This window comes from Streptomyces vietnamensis, from assembly GCF_000830005.1.
Classification (GTDB): Bacteria; Actinomycetota; Actinomycetes; order Streptomycetales; family Streptomycetaceae; genus Streptomyces; species Streptomyces vietnamensis.
Genome location: NZ_CP010407.1, coordinates 1,059,780 through 1,077,737 on the forward strand (window position 1 = coordinate 1,059,780; position 17,958 = coordinate 1,077,737).

13 protein-coding genes are annotated in these 17,958 nt (G+C 68.8%); 7 read left to right on the forward strand and 6 right to left on the reverse strand.

Annotation, left to right across the window (positions count from 1 at the left end; genetic code table 11):
• The first annotated feature begins 67 nt into the window (after nucleotides 1-67).
• Both SVTN_RS04555 and SVTN_RS04560 read left to right on the forward strand, forming a co-directional pair.
• Entirely contained in the window at nucleotides 68-556 is a 489-nt protein-coding gene (locus tag SVTN_RS04555; RefSeq protein ID WP_041127891.1) for a hypothetical protein, read from the forward strand.
• 1,381 nt (nucleotides 557-1,937) lie between these two features.
• Nucleotides 1,938-3,233 (forward strand): flavin monoamine oxidase family protein, encoded by a 1,296-nt coding sequence (locus SVTN_RS04560; protein WP_041127892.1) that lies wholly within the window; start codon nucleotides 1,938-1,940, stop codon nucleotides 3,231-3,233.
• Between the two features lie 407 nt (nucleotides 3,234-3,640).
• On the opposite strand, the gene SVTN_RS44165 is transcribed toward SVTN_RS04560, so the two are convergent.
• Nucleotides 3,641-4,096: a Zn-ribbon domain-containing OB-fold protein gene (locus tag SVTN_RS44165; protein WP_159026420.1), complete on the reverse strand. Its 456-nt coding sequence runs from the start codon at nucleotides 4,094-4,096 to the stop codon at nucleotides 3,641-3,643.
• Nucleotides 4,097-4,650: 554 nt separating this feature from the next.
• On the opposite strand from SVTN_RS44165, the gene SVTN_RS04570 reads away from it, so the two are divergent.
• The 3 genes from SVTN_RS04570 (at nucleotide 4,651) to SVTN_RS04580 (ending at nucleotide 8,061) form a co-directional block, all read left to right on the forward strand.
• Nucleotides 4,651-5,904: an acyl-CoA dehydrogenase family protein gene (locus SVTN_RS04570; protein WP_041127893.1), complete on the forward strand. Its 1,254-nt coding sequence runs from the start codon at nucleotides 4,651-4,653 to the stop codon at nucleotides 5,902-5,904.
• Nucleotides 5,905-6,266: 362 nt separating this feature from the next.
• Nucleotides 6,267-6,452, forward strand: a complete 186-nt coding sequence (locus SVTN_RS04575) for a hypothetical protein (protein ID WP_041127894.1) — start codon at nucleotides 6,267-6,269, stop codon at nucleotides 6,450-6,452.
• Between the two features lie 4 nt (nucleotides 6,453-6,456).
• Nucleotides 6,457-8,061, forward strand: a complete 1,605-nt coding sequence (locus SVTN_RS04580; protein ID WP_041127895.1) for a sodium:solute symporter family transporter — start codon at nucleotides 6,457-6,459, stop codon at nucleotides 8,059-8,061.
• A gap of 156 nt (nucleotides 8,062-8,217) precedes the next feature.
• Here the strand turns inward: SVTN_RS04580 and SVTN_RS04585 are convergent, their stop codons facing one another.
• The 5 genes from SVTN_RS04585 to SVTN_RS04605 form a co-directional block, all read right to left on the reverse strand.
• Nucleotides 8,218-9,198 carry an NAD(P)H-dependent flavin oxidoreductase gene (locus SVTN_RS04585; protein WP_041127896.1) on the reverse strand — a complete coding sequence of 327 codons (981 nt, stop codon included), beginning with the start codon at nucleotides 9,196-9,198 and terminating at the stop codon, nucleotides 8,218-8,220.
• Between the two features lie 145 nt (nucleotides 9,199-9,343).
• Nucleotides 9,344-10,231 (reverse strand): 3-hydroxybutyryl-CoA dehydrogenase, encoded by an 888-nt coding sequence (locus SVTN_RS04590; protein ID WP_041127897.1) that lies wholly within the window; start codon nucleotides 10,229-10,231, stop codon nucleotides 9,344-9,346.
• 100 nt (nucleotides 10,232-10,331) lie between these two features.
• A complete protein-coding gene (locus SVTN_RS04595) occupies nucleotides 10,332-11,897 on the reverse strand; it encodes a long-chain-fatty-acid--CoA ligase (RefSeq protein WP_041127898.1) in 1,566 nt (521 codons plus the stop codon).
• A 70-nt stretch (nucleotides 11,898-11,967) separates the two neighbouring features.
• A complete protein-coding gene (locus tag SVTN_RS04600) occupies nucleotides 11,968-13,677 on the reverse strand; it encodes an aldehyde dehydrogenase family protein (protein WP_052498968.1) in 1,710 nt (569 codons plus the stop codon).
• Between the two features lie 8 nt (nucleotides 13,678-13,685).
• The gene (locus SVTN_RS04605) at nucleotides 13,686-15,035 is read right to left on the reverse strand and encodes a flavin monoamine oxidase family protein (protein ID WP_041127900.1); all 1,350 of its coding nucleotides are present in this window, start codon (nucleotides 15,033-15,035) and stop codon (nucleotides 13,686-13,688) included.
• Between the two features lie 806 nt (nucleotides 15,036-15,841).
• Here SVTN_RS04605 and SVTN_RS04610 point away from each other — a divergent pair.
• Both SVTN_RS04610 and SVTN_RS04615 read left to right on the forward strand, forming a co-directional pair.
• Nucleotides 15,842-17,113: a flavin monoamine oxidase family protein gene (locus tag SVTN_RS04610; RefSeq protein ID WP_099055278.1), complete on the forward strand. Its 1,272-nt coding sequence runs from the start codon at nucleotides 15,842-15,844 to the stop codon at nucleotides 17,111-17,113.
• A 173-nt stretch (nucleotides 17,114-17,286) separates the two neighbouring features.
• Nucleotides 17,287-17,931: a TetR/AcrR family transcriptional regulator gene (locus SVTN_RS04615; protein ID WP_041127902.1), complete on the forward strand. Its 645-nt coding sequence runs from the start codon at nucleotides 17,287-17,289 to the stop codon at nucleotides 17,929-17,931.
• The last annotated feature ends 27 nt before the right edge of the window (nucleotides 17,932-17,958 follow it).

Consider the following 17,958-nt stretch of genomic DNA (forward strand, 5'->3'; position numbering starts at 1 on the left):
TGCCCGCACGCGCAAGCATCGAGCCAGATTCCGCCGCCATCCGCACAGTAGAAGGACTGGAGCTGATATGTATTCCATAGAATTCAGGGAAGGGTTCGATTACGAACTCCAGAACCGCCAGTTCGCCCTGATCTCCATGTCAGGCGTCGCGAGGCGCCTGCACGGTGACCCACAACTCTCCTTCTGGGGAGGCTATAGCGAACTCGAGCGGTTCAACGTCCCTCGCTACGAGCAAGCCGCGCAGAGGTGGGGCATGAACGCCAAGCCGACCGGCTGGACCAAGACCAGGGGCACGCTGATCGGAGCAACGCCCAAGTTCATGCTCCGCCCGCTTCTGAAGTTCGCGTACCCCAAGACCGTGAAGTATCTGGAAGACCTTCGCCGCGTTCGCGGAACGGGACCGAAGGACGGAAAGGCATTCCTCGACTACATGGTCGACCAGGAAGTCATCCAGATCGAAATGATGCAGCTTGCACTGAGCGGGCGCTTCTCGGATATCACTCCGAAGCTGGAGGAATTCTTCCGGAAGTACGAAAACAAGGAACTGTTCTCATGACGGCCCGACGGCCCGAAGCCCAGAGGCTTTGATGAATCCATCGACTGCCCCGTAGTACAGCCGGGCGCCGGCGAGATTCTCGGCCGTCGCGGCCGTCTGAGATGGCCAGAGCGCCGGTCCACCCGCCAGGCTGCTCCGCGTGCCCCCGGAACGGGCGTGCGCACCAACCGGCGGTGATGTCGGGCAGTGAGAACGTTCTCGCTGCCCGACGCGTCACTCATCGCCCGGCTACGGTTGAGTCGACCTGCCACGCCAACGAGCCGAGGCGCCGAGCGCAATGCGCGCGATACGTCCATGTTCGAGCGGCCGACTCAGTCCGAGCCCGATGCGCGTCCCACCAGTTGCTGTGTGGCCTGCGTTCACCCTTCTGCCTTTGCCGGGAGATTCTCCGGCGCCCGCTCTTCGATGCCGCGGGCGATCTCGACCGTCCCCGGAGCCGAACGGTCCACACGTTGGCCCGCACGGGACCTCGTCGGACCAGGTCCGCTTCCCCGTCCACACCTCGAAGCCCTCCTCCACGGCGCCGAGACCGCCGGGCACGACGACAAGACGTCGACATGCTCGGCCGCACTCACCCTGCGCTCGCACATCGCGTCGCACATGAGCAGCCACATCGCTCCTCACCCTCACCCGCACCCGCACCCGCACCCGCACCCGCACCCGCACCCGCACCCGCACCCGGCCACGCTGCGCGCCGTGACATCAAGGTTTCTCGGCTCCTCCAGCATCCCGTCTTTCGCACTCACGTCAGCACCACGGGTTTCCATTTCTGCGTGCGTCAACGCACCCCTGGGGTAAGGCGAAACGCCGAGTGTCTCCCGAACGGGGGCGATCGACTTTGCGGCGATGAGTTTCACCAGCGCCCCGGCGCCGACCAAGCCTCTTGCGTGACTGCAACCGGCCAGGGTCCACCGCTGATCACCCGAGCCGTAGGCCAGGGGACGCACTCCAACTCCCGCTCCAGCTTGGCGGCCTGCTTCTCATTGACCCTCGGTCGCCCGGGTGGGCCCTTCGACAGAACTTCGATCTCGCCCCGCTCGCGCCACTGGCGGCTCCACCGACCGCTCGCCGACTCACAGGGCGGCAACTGTCTCCCAGTTCTTCTCCCGCAGCCTGCGGCCGGATCCGCTCCCGCCCCCCGTTCCCGGTGGCGGCCAACCCGCTGCACTGCGCCTGTCTCACGGGTGCAGAGCTACCGAGACTGCCCTCGTCGAACGGTGCCGACATCGCCCCCTCAAGTTCCGGAGCAGGTGAAGTCGGCTTGATCGAGGGTCAGTCGAGAGCCTCGGAGCGCCGACAGAGCCTTACGGCCTCAGTCGCCGATGACCTCTCGACGTATGCAACACTAGTTACACAACGTCTGTTGCACAAAGGGGCGGTCATGAGTGATGTGGATGTGGATGTCGTCGTTGTCGGTGCGGGGTACGCGGGTCTGATCGCAGCCCGCAGCCTGCTGAACAGTGGGCTCACGGTCCAGGTTCTCGAAGCGGCCGACCGCGTGGGCGGCCGGGCGATGACGGTGACGTCGGCGGCCGGCACAGCCGTGGACCTGGGCGGTCAGTGGATCGGTCACGATCACGTGAAGGTGCGCTCCCTGGCGGAAGAGTTCGGGGTATCCCTGTTTCCGACCCACACCGAGGGCAAAGCACTGATCCGTCACCGGGGGCGCGACGTGTCGATGCTCTCGGCGACCGGTGTCGCCGTCGGCGCGGCCCTTACGAGGCTTGCTGTGGCGGAGCGGTTCGGGCTGGGGGCGCGTGACGACCAGACCCTCGCCACGTGGCTGGCGAAGGTCGGTCCCCGGCGGGCGCGCCGGCTCCTGGAGGTGGCGTTGGGGGAAGTCACTGCCACCGACCCCGAGTCGGTCTCCGTCCGGGCCGTGGCGCAAGGGATCAGGGGCGCCGGAGGTCTGCGCGAGATGTTCGGCATTGAAGGCGGAGCGCAAGACGCTCTACTGACGGGCGGTGCCGGCGGACTCGCAGAAGCGATCGCCACCGAGCTTGGGCCGGTGATCCAGCTGAATCAGCCAGTCCTCGGACTCGCCCGCGATGGAGCCGGCGTGACGGTCAGCACCCCCTACGGGGCGTCTCGCGCCCGCCGGGTCGTTGTCACGGCCGCACCTCCTGTGGCGAAAGCGATCGCTCACCGGCCCGCCCTCCCGGAGGCGCGGGAGCTGGTGCAGCGGGACACATTCATGGGGACGGTCTACAAGGCCGTCATCGTCTACGACTCGCCGTTCTGGCGTGCCGACGGGTACAGCGGCGAACTCTTCGCTCTCGACGGCCCGATCCCTTCCGCTTTCGACGTCTCGCCGCCCGGCGGCCGGGGCCACCTGTGCGTTCTGGTACCCGGCCGGGGCGCCCGCAATCTGGACGACCTGACCGAGGAGACTCGCCGTGCCACGGTCCTGGCCGAACTGGCCCGGAATTTCGGCGAACTCGCCCGCCATCCGGTGAGCTTCCACGAGAAGTCCTGGCACAGGGACGAGTTCGTCCTGGGTGGTTACATGGCGTGGCCCCGTCCCGGCTCTCTTGAGGCTGTCCGCACGGCCGGCGCGCAACCGGTGGGACGCGTCCACTGGGCCGGCACCGAGACCTCGCCCCGCTACAGCGGCTATTTCGAAGGCGCCGTGCTGTCCGGGGAGCGGGTCGCCGAAGAGGTGCTCACGGCGCTGTGATCGGCCGAGGCTGCGGAGTTCGCCACCCGGCTGCCGGACGGACCGAGGCGCGGCGTGGCGTGCTGCACGCCACGCCGCGCCTAGGTTCTGCCTGGCCACGCGGGAGTCGGCGACCGGACGCATGAGGCGAGGTCTCCCCGACCTTGCCCTGCCTGGTGTCCGGAGCCCGACAGGCAGACGGGTTTCGGTCCGTCGACCGGATCGGGTCGAGGAGCCGCCCTCGCCGGTCCGGCCTGTGCAGCCTCCGCGATGCCGGCACTTGACCCCGCGGTGGAGCGGAGGAGCCTGCTCGAATCCCGAGGACCGGGCAGATCCGAAAGCCTCCTCGACCGCCATGGGGTGGGTCGACGCGCATCCTGCCGGGATCGTCGAGACGGCGCCCCGCCCTCAGGCTGACGGCGAGACGTCTACCAGTCATCGCGGAGCGGCGGCTCCAGCTCGAACACCGGCACCCCGTCAGGGGTGATCTCCAGTACGCTCACGGGTGCCCCGTAGGGGGCGAGTCCCGGGGCCACACCATCGACGGCTCCACGCAGTCTGACGCCGTCGCCCAGGTCCACCACCGCCATCGTCCGCGGGCGCGCACCCTGCCTACGCACCGTCACCGACCCGTGGATCCGGCCACGGCCCTTGCTGCTCACCCACTCCAGATCCGTTGACGCGCAGACCGGGCACAGCAGGGACGTGCGCAGCACGGCAGTCGTGCACCATGTGCAGCGCTGGAAGCAGAGCTCGGTGACCGTCTTCGGCGGGCCGACGAGTGCCTCGTGCTCGACCGTCTTCACGTACATGGTGGTGCTGCCCTTCTCGATCACGGGATGACGGCTGACGGCGGCCCGGGGATGCCCCGGCGTCCGCTTCACCTGCCGGGACGGAAGCGCACCGGTCGGCGATCCACCGCGCCCGGAGCGGGCCCTCTTATCCGCGAACATTAAAACTCGGTCAAGCGACCGCCTTTTAGCGTAGGCAAACCCCTCACAGCACACAAGAGGGAGGGCTGACCGCGGACGCCGCGACCTGGAGCACGCACTCGACGTGACCACCCCGGCCGCGACCCCGCACCCTTTCTCGCCCGGTTCAGGCAATCCGTTCCAGCTGAACAGCCTCTGCGGGGCGCTTCGCCCGGACGGCCGAGTCATGACCAAACCCCGCCGTTGCGCCTTGAGCGTACGTGCCTCTATGTTAAGTCGGACGTACGACCGAATCTAGCTGACCATGCGCTGTAGCGATCCTTTGATCGGCTTCTCCCAGGACCCCTGTCCGACGTCGCAGGACAGCTTCACGCGCACAGCCGATCGCGCACCGGCAGTAACGAGAAGAGAGCCGTCTCCACGACTCGGATCTCCTCCTCGCCCTGTTGCAGCCTCGGCCGTCTCTCCCCCTGCCGAGCGCCTTCCCAACCTGAAAGAGATCGACTATGACCACCTCGACAGTCACGCCGACGGGCGCCACCGCCTCCGTGGTTCGCCTGTACGACCGGATGTACCACGATCGGCTCAGCCCGCAGGAGGTCCTCGCCGTCCGTGAGCGCGTCCGCGCCATGGCGGACGAGGTCGTCGCCCCCGCGGCCCACGCCATCGCCACCGGGGACGAGCGGGTCGAGGGGTTCCCCCGTGAGGTGTTCGACGAGCTCGCCCGCCGCGGGCTGTTCCGCATCCCGTTCGCCGGCGACGTCGGCGGCGACGACCTGACTCACCCGGCCACCGCGACCGCGGTCGCCGTCGAGGAGATCGCCTACCACTCCAACAGCGTCGCCGCGGTCTTCGACGTCCACTGCATCCTCGCTGGAAACGCGCTCAAGCACGGCACCGACAAGCAGAAGCAGCAATGGCTGCGCCCGCTGGTCGCCGGAGAAATCGTCGGGTCCTTCGCCACCAGCGAGCCCGGAGCCTCCAGCGACCTGGCGCCCACCGCCGTGCAAACCCGTGCCGACCGCACCGGCGACGGCTGGGTCCTCAACGGCACCAAGCGGTGGATCACCAACTCTCCGGTCGCCGCGTTCGTCGTCGTCCTGGCGCGCACCGACGACCGCCTGACCACGTTCATCGTCCCGACCAACGCCCCCGGCGTCAGCGTCGGCCTACCCGACCGCAAGATCGGAAACCGAGGCCAGCTCACCGCCGACGTCACCTTCTCCGACGTACGGCTCACCGACGACGACGTGCTCGGCCGGCCCGGCGAAGGCCTCAAGATCGCCCTGCAGACCCTGACCTACGGCCGCATCGGCATCGGCGCCGCCGGCGTGGGCATGGCCCAGGCCGCCTTCGACCACATGACGGCCCACCTGACCACCCGCCACGCCTTCGGCAAGCCCCTGGGTGCGAACCAGCACTGGCAGTTCGCCGTCGCGGAGTACGCGACGCAGCTGGAAGCGGCACGCAGCACCTACCTCAAGGCCGCACTGCGCATGGACGAGGGAGTCGACTTCCCCGAGCCGGAGGCGGCGATGGCCAAGCTCCTCGGCACGCGCCTGTCAGTCGACATCGCCCGGGACGCCGTACAGGTCTTCGGCGGCATGGGTTTCGTGCAGGAACGCGGCGCCGACGGCGCGACCTCCGTGGTGTCGACCCTCTACCGCGACAGCAAGATCGGCGAAATCTACGAAGGCGCCAACGAGATCCAGAAGTGGGTCATCGCCCGCCGCGTGCTGGGTCGCGACGTCACGGGCTGATCCACGACGCGAACCCGACGGGCCGGGCGTCACCACCCCACGGTGGCGCCCGGCCCGCACCAACGCCGGCCACCCGCTTCACTGGTGGCCGGCGCGCACACGCGGTCGTCCCGCCGGGCCCGGCCCTGCCCGTGTCCCCGGTGCCAGCCCGGCCTCCCCCCGTACCCCTCAGTGTCCCGCCCCCTCACCTCACCCGCCCGGAGCCTCCCGTGCACCCCGCCTCCTCCTCAGGCCCAGCGCCGACATCACAGGACGCGCCCAGCGCCCCCCGGAAAAACAGTGAAGGGCACCGCAGAACCCTCCACGGCGCCCTGCGCACCTACCTCGTCCTCAACGCGGCTTCCCTCGGCGTCGGGGTCGTGATGTCCTGCTCCACCCAGATCGCCGAAGTCCGCGTCAACGCGCGACTGACTCTCGGCATCGTGTGGGGACTTCTCCAACTCGCCCTCCTCATGACCTCCACCTGGTGGTACGAGAGGCAGGCGACCCGCCTGTCCGATCCCCTCGACGCCTTCCCGCAGACCGGTACCTCCCGGGACGGGTGGTGAGCCGATGACCCGACACACGATGAGCTCGGGCCTGCTCAACCCCGTCGGCTCCGATGCCGGCGGAGCGGTGATCACGGCGTTCCTCGTCTTCGTCGCCGTCTGTCTGTTGTGGGTCTTCACACTCGCCGCACAGGACGAGAACCCCGAGCGCCTCTACACCGCCGGCCGCTCCCTCTCCCCCGTCTTCAACGGGTTCGCGATGGCCGGCGAGCAGATATCGGTCGTCAGCCTGTTCGCCACGACGGGCGCGGTCGCCCTCTTCGGATACGACGGATTCGCCACCGCCGTCGACAGTGCCGTCGCACTGGCCGTCCTGCTCCTCCTGGCCCAGCGAATTCGCAGGAGCGGCCGCTACACGCTCGGGGGGCTGTTCACCCTGCGTGCGTCGGGGCAGGGCCTTCGTACGGCCGCGGCCGTGGTGACCCTGGTCATCACGATCCCCCTGCTCGTGATCCAGTTGCGGGCCGGCGGCATCAGCGCGGCGCTGCTGATCGGCAAGTCGTCCTCCGCGGCCCAGATCGCGTGCACCGTGCTGATGGGGGGCCTCATCGTCTGCTTCGCCGCTGTGGCGGACCTGAAGGGCACCAGCCTCCTCCAGGTCGTCAAAGTCCCCGTCACTCTGCTGGTGCTCGCGGTGGTCGCGCTGCTGAGCCTCAGGAAAATGGAGTGGGACCCTGGCGTGCTCCTCGAGACAGCAGCCAGGAACAGCGTGGACCCGGAGGGATTTCTGGCGCCAGGGCTCTGGGCGCACACGGCGGGCCTCGGCTCCCTCAACACCGTCAGCGACCATGTCGTCGTGGTCCTCGGCACGGCCATGCTGCCCCATCTGATCCTGCGGGTCAGCGCCTCCAGCACGCCGCACACGGCGCGTCGGTCCGTCAGCGTCGCCACAGGGCTGGTGGGCGCGTTCTTCCTCCTGTTGATCACGACGGGATTCGCGGCCGCGGCCGTGGTGGGCAGCAAGGACATCGCCTCGGTCGACCCCAACGGACAAGCCGCGCCGGTCCTGCTGGCCGCGGGCGTGCTCGGGTACGGATCGGACCCCCGGATCGTGCTCATCACCGTCATGGCGTGTGTCGCTTTCATGGCTGTCCTCACCGGTGTGACCAGCATCAGCTTCGCCGCCGCGGTCTCCCTCACTCACGACGTGTTCGCGCGCGCCGGGCGGAGCCGTACCGACCAAGGAGAAGTACGGGTGCTGCGTTCTGTCGTCGTCGGCCTGTGCGTCCTGTGCCTCTCCTTGTCCGTGGCCGTCCACCGACAGCCCGTCGAGTTCCTCGTGACCTTCTCCCTGAGCGTTGCCGCGGCGTGCGTCTTCCCCGTGCTGGTCTACTCCTTCTTCTGGGAGGGCTTCAACAGGAGAGGACTGCTGTGGTCCGTCTACGGGGGACTGTTCCTGTGCGCCGTACTGACGTTCTTCTCGCCCACCGTGTCCGGCACCTCGTACGCGGTGTGGCCCGACGTCGACTTCAGCTGGTATCCGTACCACTCACCGGGTCTGGTCGCCGTGCCTGCTGCCTTTGTCCTCGGGTGGCTCGGCAGCAACGCGTCGGGCGGTGACACGCGCGGTGCCTTCCGCCGCGCCCTCTCCCGTGACGTCGGCCGGTAGGGCAGCGGCACTCGCCTGAACAGGCCGGCACCTCACACAGACGCCGACCCTGCGGAGAACCGCAGGGTCGGCGTCTGCGTCTGCCGAGGTCTTCGCGGAAGCCGCCGTCAAGGCGGGGCAGGAGGGGGCTTCCGCGGAGAACCGTTTCGGGTGTCCCTACGAGCTGACGAGGCCGTTGAGGCGCAGGGTGATGAGGAGCTCGGCGTCGGTGACGAGGGTGGAGATCAGGTCACCGACCGAGGGGATGTCGGTGATGAGTCCCTGGGACTGGCCTGCCCACCACATGCCGTCGTCCGTCTGCCCTTCCGCGAGCACGCGCTGTCGGCCGCGCTTGCCGGAGGCGAGGTGGGCGATGTCGGAGAAGTCGGTTCCACGGTCGGCCTCGATGCGCAGGATCTCCTCACTGACGGCGTTGCGGACCACGCGGGCGGTGTTCCGGAACTTACGGAAGACCAGCACCGTGGAACGTTCGTCGTTCGTCACGATCTGCTGCTTGACTGCCTCGTGCACGGGGGATTCCCGGGTGGCGACGAACCGGGTGCCCATGTTGACGGCGTCGGCGCCGAGCGCCAGCGCCGCCACCAGCCCGGAGGCGTCGGCGATCCCACCACTGGCGATCAACGGGATGGACAGACGCTGAGCGGCGGCCGGTATCAGCACCAGCCCGGGGACGTCGTCCTCGCCGGGGTGGCCGGCGGCCTCGAAGCCGTCGATGGACACGGCGTCCACGCCGAGCCGTTCGGCCTTGAGCGCGTGCCGCACAGAGGTCGCCTTGTGGATCACCTTCATCCCGGCGCCGTGGAAGTACGGGAGCAACGGCTCGGGGTTGCTGCCCGCCGTCTCCACGAACGGGACGCCGGAGGCCACGATCACATCGCGGTACTCCTCGTAGTCGACTGCCGCGACGGTGGGCAGGATCGTCAGGTTGACTCCGAAGGGCTGGTCCGTGAGGTCCCGGACCCGCTTGATCTCGTCGGCCAGGGCGGCAGGAGTCGGCTGGGTGAGCGCGGTGAGGAAGCCGAGCCCGCCTGCTTCGGCGACGGCGGCGATGAGCGGTGCCGTCCCGACACCGGTCATCCCTCCGCACACGACGGGATGGCGTACCCCGAACTCCTGGGTGAATCGGGTCGTCAGCATGGTGGAACTCCTGAGGGTGAGGGTGGTGCGTGGGGGCAAAGAACCGTCGCCCTCCGACCGTCGGGGCGGGGTCGAAGGGCGACGGGGTCGAGGGGGTGGGAAACGGCGCTTTCGATGGGGAACGGCACCTTCGCGCCGAGTCCCGTTACCGGGAGGCAGCCGTCGGATACGTGTAGAAGCCCCGCCCGGATTTCCGTCCGGTGTTGCCGGCCTGGACCATCCGGGACAGCAGGGGCGGCGGCGCGTAGTGCGGTTCCCTGAATTCGGCGTACAGGGACTCGGCGACCGCCAATGTCGTGTCCAGACCGATGTGGTCCACCAGGGCCAGCGGCCCCATGGGGTGGCCGCAGCCGCGCACCATGCCCTCGTCGATGTCGTGGGCGACGGCGAAGCCCGACTCGAACATGCGGATCGCCGAGAGCAGGTAGGGAACCAGGAGGGAGTTGACGACGAAACCGGCCCGGTCCTGGGAGACGATGACGTGCCGCCCCAGGACGGTGCTCACGAAGTGCCGCATTCTCGTCCAGGCGCTGTCGTCGGTCAGCAGCGACGGCACCAGCTCGACGAGGTCGAGGACCGGGACGGGGTTGAAGAAGTGCAGGCCCATGACCTGCCCCGGCCGTGACGTGGCAGCACCGAGCTTCATGATGGGGATCGAGGACGTGTTGGACGCGAACAGGGCGTCGGTCCGCTGGACGACGCGGTCGAGCGTGGTGAAGACACCGACCTTCAGGTCCTCGATCTCCGGCACGGCCTCGATGGCCAGGTCCCGGTCGGCGAAGTCCTCCAAGTCGGTGGTGAAGGCCAGGGAAGCCTCCACCCGCTCCAGTTGTTCGGGGGTGAGCCTGCCACGCTCCACGGCCCGCGCGAGTGACCGGCCGATCCGCTCCCGGCCGGAGTCCAGCGCCGCCTTGTCCACCTCGTGGACCAGCGTGTGCAGGCCGCTGCGCGCGAACACCTCGGCGATCCCGGACCCCATCAATCCACAGCCCACCACGCCGACCTTGCGGATGTCGGGATTTCCGTCGTTCATCAGGTACCTCCAGGGGTGCGGGGCAGGCCGCTGACCAGACTGATCAGCTGGACGCGGTTCACGGCCTCAGGAGCCGCGTCGGGTGGCGATCCGGCGTGCATCAGCGCAGCTCACGCTTGAGGATCTTGCCGGTGGCGGTCATCGGCAGACTGTCGACGATCTCGACGATCCGCGGGTACTTGTAGGCCGCCATCTGTTCCCGCGACCAGGCGACGAGTTCCTCGGCCGTGGCGTCGGCCCCGCTCTTGAGGACGACCATCGCCTTCACCTCCTCGCCGTGGGTGCCGTGCGGCACGCCGATGACGGCGACGAGCGAGACGGCCGGATGGGTGAGGAGAACCTCTTCGATCTCCCGCGGGTACACGTTGAAGCCGCCGCGGATGATCATGTCCTTGGCGCGGTCGACGATGTAGTACCAGCCGTCCTCGTCGCGTCTGGCGAGGTCGCCGGTGCGGAACCAGCCGTCCTCGCTGAGCACTCCTGCGGTCTCCTCCGGGCGGTTGTGGTAGCCCTTGAAGACGTTGTGGCCCTTGACGGCGATCTCACCGACGGCGTCGGGCGTCCATCGCACCTCGCTCCAGGACGAGGGCTCGACGAGCTTGAGCTCGACCCCGGGCAGCTGGGTGCCGATCGATCCCGGACGGGCCGGGGCACCATGCGGCTTGAACGCCGCGACGGGTGAGGTCTCGGACAGGCCGTAGCCCTCGGCGATGACGACGCCGAACCGCCTCTCGAACTCCTTGTGGACCTCGACCGGCAGGGCCGAGCCTCCGGAGACGGCCATGCGCAGGTTGCGCGCGAGCGTGGCGACGTCGACGGTTTCGTCGAGGATCCCGAGCAGCGCCCAGTACATCGTGGGGACGCCGGCGAAGAACGTCACGGCTTCCTTGAGCATGGCGGTGATCGCTGCCTGGGCTCCGAACCGGGGCAGCATCACGACGGTGCCCGCGTAGGCGGCGGCGCCGTTCTGGATCACCGTCTGGCCGAAGGAGTGGAACAGCGGCAGCACGCACAGGTAGGTGTCCGGACGGTGCTCGTCGGCACCGAACAGCTCCTTGCTGACGAGTGCGTTGTCCCGCATGTTGCGGTGCCGCAGCTCGGCCCCCTTGGGCCGGCCGGTCGTCCCGGAGGTGTACAGGATGACCGCGGTGTCGTCCTCGTCGGTCCGGACCGTCTCGAAGTCCGGCGCCTGATCCGCCACCGCGGCGCCGAAGGTCTCGGCACCCGCGACGGGACTCGCGGCGACCGGGTCGGCGGTCACCACGAAGAAGTCCCTCGTGCCGGCCGAATCCTGGAACCCGGCGTAGGCCTCCTGACCGATGGGCAGATCGGGCGAACCCTCGAAGGCGAAGAGGGCCACGGCGTCGGAGTCGTCGAGGTGGTAGGCGATTTCGCGGCCCTTGAGGAGCATGTTCAGGGGGACGACGGTGGCACCTGCCTTGAGGATGCCGTTGTAGATGATCGTGAAGTGCGGCAGGTTCGGGATCATCAGGGCGACCTTGTCCCCGGGCCGCACGCCACGGGAGACCAGCAGATTGGCGACCTGGTTGGCGGCGCCGTCGACCTGGGCGTAACTCAGGCGGGTGTCGCCGAGCACGATCGCGGTCCGCTCGGGGTACTTCGCTGCGCTGCCTTCGAGCAGGTCGGCGAGGTTGTAGGACGGCATGGCGGCTCTTTCTGGATCTGGGAGGGTTTCCGGCGGTCTCATCGTCCTGGGCCCGGTCCGGAGACAGGCCCTAGCCGCGCAGTGCGGAGGCGAAGATGCCGGGGAGCTTGGCCCACCCGGGACGGCCGGCGAAGGCGGCGAGCCGGCGTCCGGTCACGGCCGCGGTGCGGTTGGTGACGAACCACGGCGGCCGCGGAGACAGAGTGAACTGGCCGGTGAGCACCGACCGTGGGAAAGGACGGAACGGTCCGTGCACGACGGTCCGTTCGGTGCCGTCCAGCAGGAGCCCGTTGTGGACGATGCCTATGCCGCTCTGCGCGTCCTGGAGGGTGTGGCCGGGGAACGCGCCCCAGGTGGCGCGGGCGGTCAGGTAGCCGACGCCGGTCCACGCGTTGACCGCGACCGTGCCGTAGCGCAGATCGGCGATGAACCGGGTGAAGTCGGCGCCCAGCGCCCTGATGGTCCGAGGGTGCGCCACGACGTTCGCGCCGAGGGTTCCCGACAGCCGGTCGTTCGCGAAAGCGGCGGCGCGGTCGAGGAAGTCGCGTCCCTGTCCGGGAAGGCTGGTGACGGCCAGGACGGGGGCGAAGTACTCCTCGGCGAAGGCGATGTCGTCGCCGACGGGGATCTCCTCGAGCAGCACACGGGAGCCGTCCGCGACCTGCTTGGCGGTGCCGGGGTGGTCCCTCACCGCGGCCGCGCACCGGTCGTCGCTGCCCGGGTAGTAGGCGGGACGTGCGACCGCGTCGGTGAAGGCCTTGCGCAGGGCCTTGAGGAAGTCGTCCTTCTGGGCCCAGTCGCTGCTGAGCACGAGGACCTGGGACGCGATGCAGTTGTACCCGTTGTTGTGGAGCTTCTGGGTCACGATGTGCTCCGCCTGGAAGGCGAGGTCACGCTTCGACCAGTTCCCCGGGACCACGATCGTCGGCGACACACCGCCCAGCTCACTGGTGATCGGCTTGTCGAGGAGCACCTCGCCGCGCGTCTGCCGGGCCCGGCCTTCCTCACCGGGGCCGAACACGATGACGTCATGGGACGTGACGCTGCCGGTGATGTGCACGTGGCCGATCCCCGGGTGCGCCACCGCCGCCGCACCGAATTCGACACCACCGGTGACGATCCGCAGGAGGCCCAGCTCGATGAAGGGGGCGAACACCTTGTTCAGCACCGGCAGCAGCGGGTCCGTGATCGGGTTCAGCTTGAGCAGGACGACCCGGTTGTGGGCGAACAGCTCGTAGAGCGTGTCGAGCGGCGCGATCGAGAAGATGTTGCCGGCCCCGAGGACGAGGCCGATACCGCCGGTCTCCTTCGGCGTGCGCTGGCCGAGTCCTGCGGCCTTCCGCAACCGATCGGCCGTCACGCCCGGCTTGGACCACACTTCGGCGGTGAAACCGTTGAGCAGGAGCCGGTCGAACAGGGTGTGGGGAAGGACCCGGACCGCGACCCGGTCATCGGGGGCCTGCGAGAGGTGGAAGCCGTCGAGCGGACTGCGTCCGCCCTCAAGGGCCGCGAGCGTCGCGGACAGGGCCCCCACCCCACTGAGCACGGCGTAGGGCCCGCTGATCCATTCCTCACCGGCGAGCTGGGACGTGGGCGACAGCCGCTTGATGGAGCAGGCGACGTCGACCCACTCCTGGGCATGCTGCTGGAGAGCTTCCGACAGGACCGCGAGCAGGTCCCGGCGCGCGGAGAGGGACATCGAGCCCCAGGTCTCCTCGCCACGGCGGAGCTCCTCCACCAGCGTGTCGAGGGACGGGGGGTGGTCGTTCACGGTGTTCATGCCGGTCCTCACGCTTCCAGCTGGGCGAGCACTTCGGCCGCCGCTCGATGGCCGGAACGGATGGCCCCGTCCATGTAGCCGTTCCACACCTCGGAGGTCTCGGCCCCCGCCCAGTGGATGCGTCCGACCGGCTCCGCGAGCGCGGCACCGTACTGGGTCCACACACCGGCCCCCAGCCGGCCGCCGTAACAGCCCCGGGTGTACTCCTCCTCCATCCAGTCCTGCTCGACGTACTCGATCGGGTTCTGGGCCTCGGGCCCGAACATCTTCACCAGCGTCGCCACGGCGGCGGCCCGACGCTCTTCCAGCGACAAGCGAGCGGCGCTGCGGGCATGGGCGCCCTCGAAGAACCCGACGACGACACCGCACGAACCGTCCGGCGGCGAGTTGTCCATGGTGACGCTCAGCTCGTCGTCCAGGCTGAAGCCGAAACCGCTGAGTCCGGCGTCTCGCCAGAACGGGGTCGGGTAGGCGACCTGCACCTTGATGACCGAGCCCATCGGTATCTGCTGGGTGAGACCGTCACGGGACGCGGGCAGCGCGGGCTTGTAGACGAGCCGCCCGGCCAGAGTGGGCGGGATCGCGACGATGACCCGCTGCGCGGTGATCCGGCCGCCCTCGTAGTCGACCTGCACCCCGTTGTCGTCGTGGGAGATCTGTCTGACCGGGGCGTTCACCCGGACGGCGTCGCCGAGCTGGTCGGCCAGACGCTCGGACATCTGGTGGGTGCCGCCGACGACGCGCAGTTCCTGCGCCCCACCGGTGGTGGAGACAAGGTTGTCGATCATGCCGCCGGACTTGATGTAGAAGAGGAAGTGCAACAGCGACATCTCCGCGGGCTCGGCGGAGAACACCGCCGGGATGATCGCGCCCCAGAACGCCAGTGCCTCGGCGTTGTCGGTGTTGGCACGCAGCCATGCGTCCACAGTCTGCCGGTCGAGTTCGGCGGCGGCCGGCGAGGACCAGGGAGAGGACAGCGAAACCTGGTCGGCGAGCCCTTCGAGCTCCTGCTGCAGTCGGCCGACCTCCACCGCGCTCTCGTAGGAGAGGCCGAAGGTTTCGTCGGCGTACTGAGTGCGCTTCCCGTTGTACAGCGTCACGGCTGCGCCGTCGTCGTACGTCGGGAAGGTCTCCAGTCCCAGCTCGCTGACGAGCTTGAGGGCTTCGGTCTGGGTCCGGCCGATCCACTGACCGCCCAGCTCGACAGGGGTCCCGTCGGCCAGGCGGTGGCCGAGGTTACGCCCCGCGACCCGGTCCCGCGCCTCCAGCACCATCACGCTGCGTCCCGCTGCACGTACGGCCCGGGCGGCGGCGAGTCCTGCGAGACCGGCCCCCACCACGACAACATCGACGTTCATCGCTACACACCCTCAAAGTCGGTCGGTTGTACGACTGTGAACTGGATGGCCGAGAATAGCGGGCGACGGTTTCACCAACAAGGGGTCACGACCGGGTGGGCGGCGGAGGCGCAACAGCCTCGGCGCCGCCATGTGCGACGCTCGTCCGCAGCGCACCGGGGGCGGCGCGGGTTATCGGCGTCGAATCACACCCGCCCCGCCACATGCCGCGCAGACAAAGGGCATCGCGGTGCGAAATAGGCACTCCACCAGGGAATTCGCCGACATCTGCGATACCGATGACCCACGGGACTCACGAAGCAATCACGGGGACATCCACCACCGCCTCGGCCATGCGTGAGGGTCCGGACGGCTCGTCGACGGCGCGCACGATGCGACGGCACGACCGGATGGGGTACCGAGCCATGCGCAAAGGTTCGATCCAACCTCTTGCCCCAGACTACTGCCGTCTCTACCTTGACTCGGACAAGTGACCGATACTTGTCGACGAACGGAACACCGAACGTCGAGACCGCACCGATGTCGGTCCGACGCAGAGCGGAATCCCCGGATCCCACGGTCGAACAGCTTCCCGAGAGCGCCGCCGAGAGCCTCCGGGCCCAGAGCGACCATGAGACGCTCGACAAGGGCGGGGGCAAGCCACCCGCTCGTCACTCTCGGCTGCCGACCGGGCGCCCACAACCCGCCTGCCGCGACGGTCACCTTGTGCAACCGATAGGAGACATACAGTGAGTCATGGGCGGGCAGAGGCACCCTGTCGAGGAGAACGACCTGTCGACACCACGGTGGCCGTGGTAGGCGCCGGCATGTCCGGGTTGATCGCGGCAAGGGAGCTGTGCCGTCAGGGCATCGACGTACTCGTGCTGGAATCGGCCGACCGTCCCGGGGGACGGATGATGGCCGAGACGTCTTCGCTGGGCTCGCGCCTGGACCTGGGCGGCCAGTGGGTGGGTCACGGCCATCACCGGTTCACGGCCCTGGCAGCCGAGTTGGGCGCCGAGATGTTCCCCATGCACACGCCGAAGGTCCCGGAAGTCGTCGATGGTTCCGGCAGGATCGCGACCGTCGGCCCGACGATGCTGGCGGTCAGCGCGGTACTCCTGGCATGGGAGGCGCGGGCAAGGCGCGGAGCACCCGGCAAGTGGGCCTCGCAGACGGTCGACGAGTGGTTGCGCAGGGTGCCGGGCCGTAAGGCCCGCAGGCTGCTCGAAGTACTCGTCTCGGTCTCTGTGACCGCCGACCTCGACCGCTACTCGATGCACGCCTTCGTCGAGGCGGTCCGCTACCAGGGCGGCCTCACGGCGATGCTGTCCACGAACGGCGGCGCCCAGGAGAGTCTGATCGTCGAGGGCGCGGGAACGCTGACGGAACGGCTGGCCGCCGACCTCGGCACACGGGTGCTGACCGGCCACCGGGTGACCTCGATCCACCACGACGGCAGCGGCGCGACGCTCCACACCGCTTCCGGCGCCGTTCGGGCCGACAAGGTGATCGTGTCGGTGCCGCCGCCCATGTCGGCCCGGATCTCCTACGATCCTCCGCTGCCCGCGAGCAGGACCGCTCTTGAGAAGAACACCTACATGGGCTCGGTCTACAAGGCGATCGCGGTCTACGAACGGCCCTTCTGGAGGGAGCGGAACGGGCATGCGGAGTTCTTGCTCCTGGACCGTCCCGGCGGTGCGGTGTTCGACACCACGTCGCCCGACGGCCCGGGCCATTTGTGCGTCCTCGTGGCGGGGACGGAAGCCCGGGAACTCGACCGGCTGGGCGCCGCGGGCCGGAGTCAGGCACTGCTGCGCCGGCTCGTCCCGCGTCTCGGTCCCGAGGTTCTCACCCCCGTGAGCTGGCACGAGAAGTCGTGGCACCTCGACGAACACGTCGGCGGCGGATACGCGGCACTGGCGATTCCGGGGACCACCGACGGATACCTCCCCATGCCGTCCCAACCGGTCGGAGCCCTCCACTGGGCCGGGACCGAGACGGCGAGCGAGCACGCCGGATACATCGAAGGCGCCATCGAATCCGGCGAACGCGCCGCTCGCGAAGTGATCAAGAGCTTGGCGCACACCGCGCGGTGAAGACATGAAGTCGGCACCGCCCCCAGGGTCAGGGAGTCACACCTCGCCTACCCAAGTGGTCGCGAACCCCGCCGCGTCTCTCGCGGCGGGGTTCGGGGCCCGCCTGCCCACCCTCGACGGCCATTCCCTTGCCGTATCGCGACCCCATCGCCCGACTGAGACGATTTCGAATCATGCGTGACAGAGAGCCGGTCGTTCAGGCGCGGACTCGCCCAGCCCCAGCGCAACGCCGCAGCACGGAGCGAAGGCAGATGATTCTCAGCACTGCCGAGAAGCTGCTCGGCGAACAGGGCTACGAAGCCTCCACGATCAGAGCCATCGGAGCGCGCGCACACATCCCCGTCGCCTCCGTCTACCACTACTTCTCCGACCGCCATCAGGTCGACGCCGAACTGCTGCAGCGCGACATGCGCGAGCTCGACTTCCTCGTCAGCGCCGTCCTGGCGGAAAGCGACCCGCCCACCCTGCCGGACACCGTGAACGCTGTCTTCGACCTGATGCTCGACTACTTCCGCCGGCACCCCAGCGGCATCGAGCTGTGGGTCAAGGGACGCACAGCGACGATCAGCAAGCTGGTCCGCGCGTTCGATGCGACCCAGGCCGGCAAGGTCCGGGACCTCCTCGTCGGGCGTGGCCTCGTCCGTGCCGACCTGCCACTCCTGGTCCTTCAGCTCGCTTTCGAGGCCGCTGACCAGCTTTTCCACGTCGCGTTCCGGAACTCGCCCGACGGTGACGACACCACGATCGACGAGGCACGCCGCGTGGTGACCGCCTATCTGGAAACCTACGCGTCACGCGCGGCGCACCGGCACGGCTGATACGGCAACGCGAGCCTGCAACAGCAC

What these genes read in the sequence shown, in the direction of transcription:
- SVTN_RS04555 (WP_041127891.1), top strand. Translation starts at nt 68, where the DNA reads ATGTATTCCATAGAATTCAGGGAAGGGTTCGATTACGAACTCCAGAAC.
- SVTN_RS04560 (WP_041127892.1), top strand. Translation starts at nt 1,938, where the DNA reads ATGAGTGATGTGGATGTGGATGTCGTCGTTGTCGGTGCGGGGTACGCG.
- SVTN_RS04570 (WP_041127893.1), top strand. Translation starts at nt 4,651, where the DNA reads ATGACCACCTCGACAGTCACGCCGACGGGCGCCACCGCCTCCGTGGTT.
- SVTN_RS04575 (WP_041127894.1), top strand. Translation starts at nt 6,267, where the DNA reads ATGTCCTGCTCCACCCAGATCGCCGAAGTCCGCGTCAACGCGCGACTG.
- SVTN_RS04580 (WP_041127895.1), top strand. Translation starts at nt 6,457, where the DNA reads ATGACCCGACACACGATGAGCTCGGGCCTGCTCAACCCCGTCGGCTCC.
- SVTN_RS04585 (WP_041127896.1), bottom strand. Translation starts at nt 9,198, where the DNA reads ATGCTGACGACCCGATTCACCCAGGAGTTCGGGGTACGCCATCCCGTC.
- SVTN_RS04590 (WP_041127897.1), bottom strand. Translation starts at nt 10,231, where the DNA reads ATGAACGACGGAAATCCCGACATCCGCAAGGTCGGCGTGGTGGGCTGT.
- SVTN_RS04595 (WP_041127898.1), bottom strand. Translation starts at nt 11,897, where the DNA reads ATGCCGTCCTACAACCTCGCCGACCTGCTCGAAGGCAGCGCAGCGAAG.
- SVTN_RS04600 (WP_052498968.1), bottom strand. Translation starts at nt 13,677, where the DNA reads ATGAACACCGTGAACGACCACCCCCCGTCCCTCGACACGCTGGTGGAG.
- SVTN_RS04605 (WP_041127900.1), bottom strand. Translation starts at nt 15,035, where the DNA reads ATGAACGTCGATGTTGTCGTGGTGGGGGCCGGTCTCGCAGGACTCGCC.
- SVTN_RS04610 (WP_099055278.1), top strand. Translation starts at nt 15,842, where the DNA reads ATGTCCGGGTTGATCGCGGCAAGGGAGCTGTGCCGTCAGGGCATCGAC.
- SVTN_RS04615 (WP_041127902.1), top strand. Translation starts at nt 17,287, where the DNA reads ATGCGTGACAGAGAGCCGGTCGTTCAGGCGCGGACTCGCCCAGCCCCA.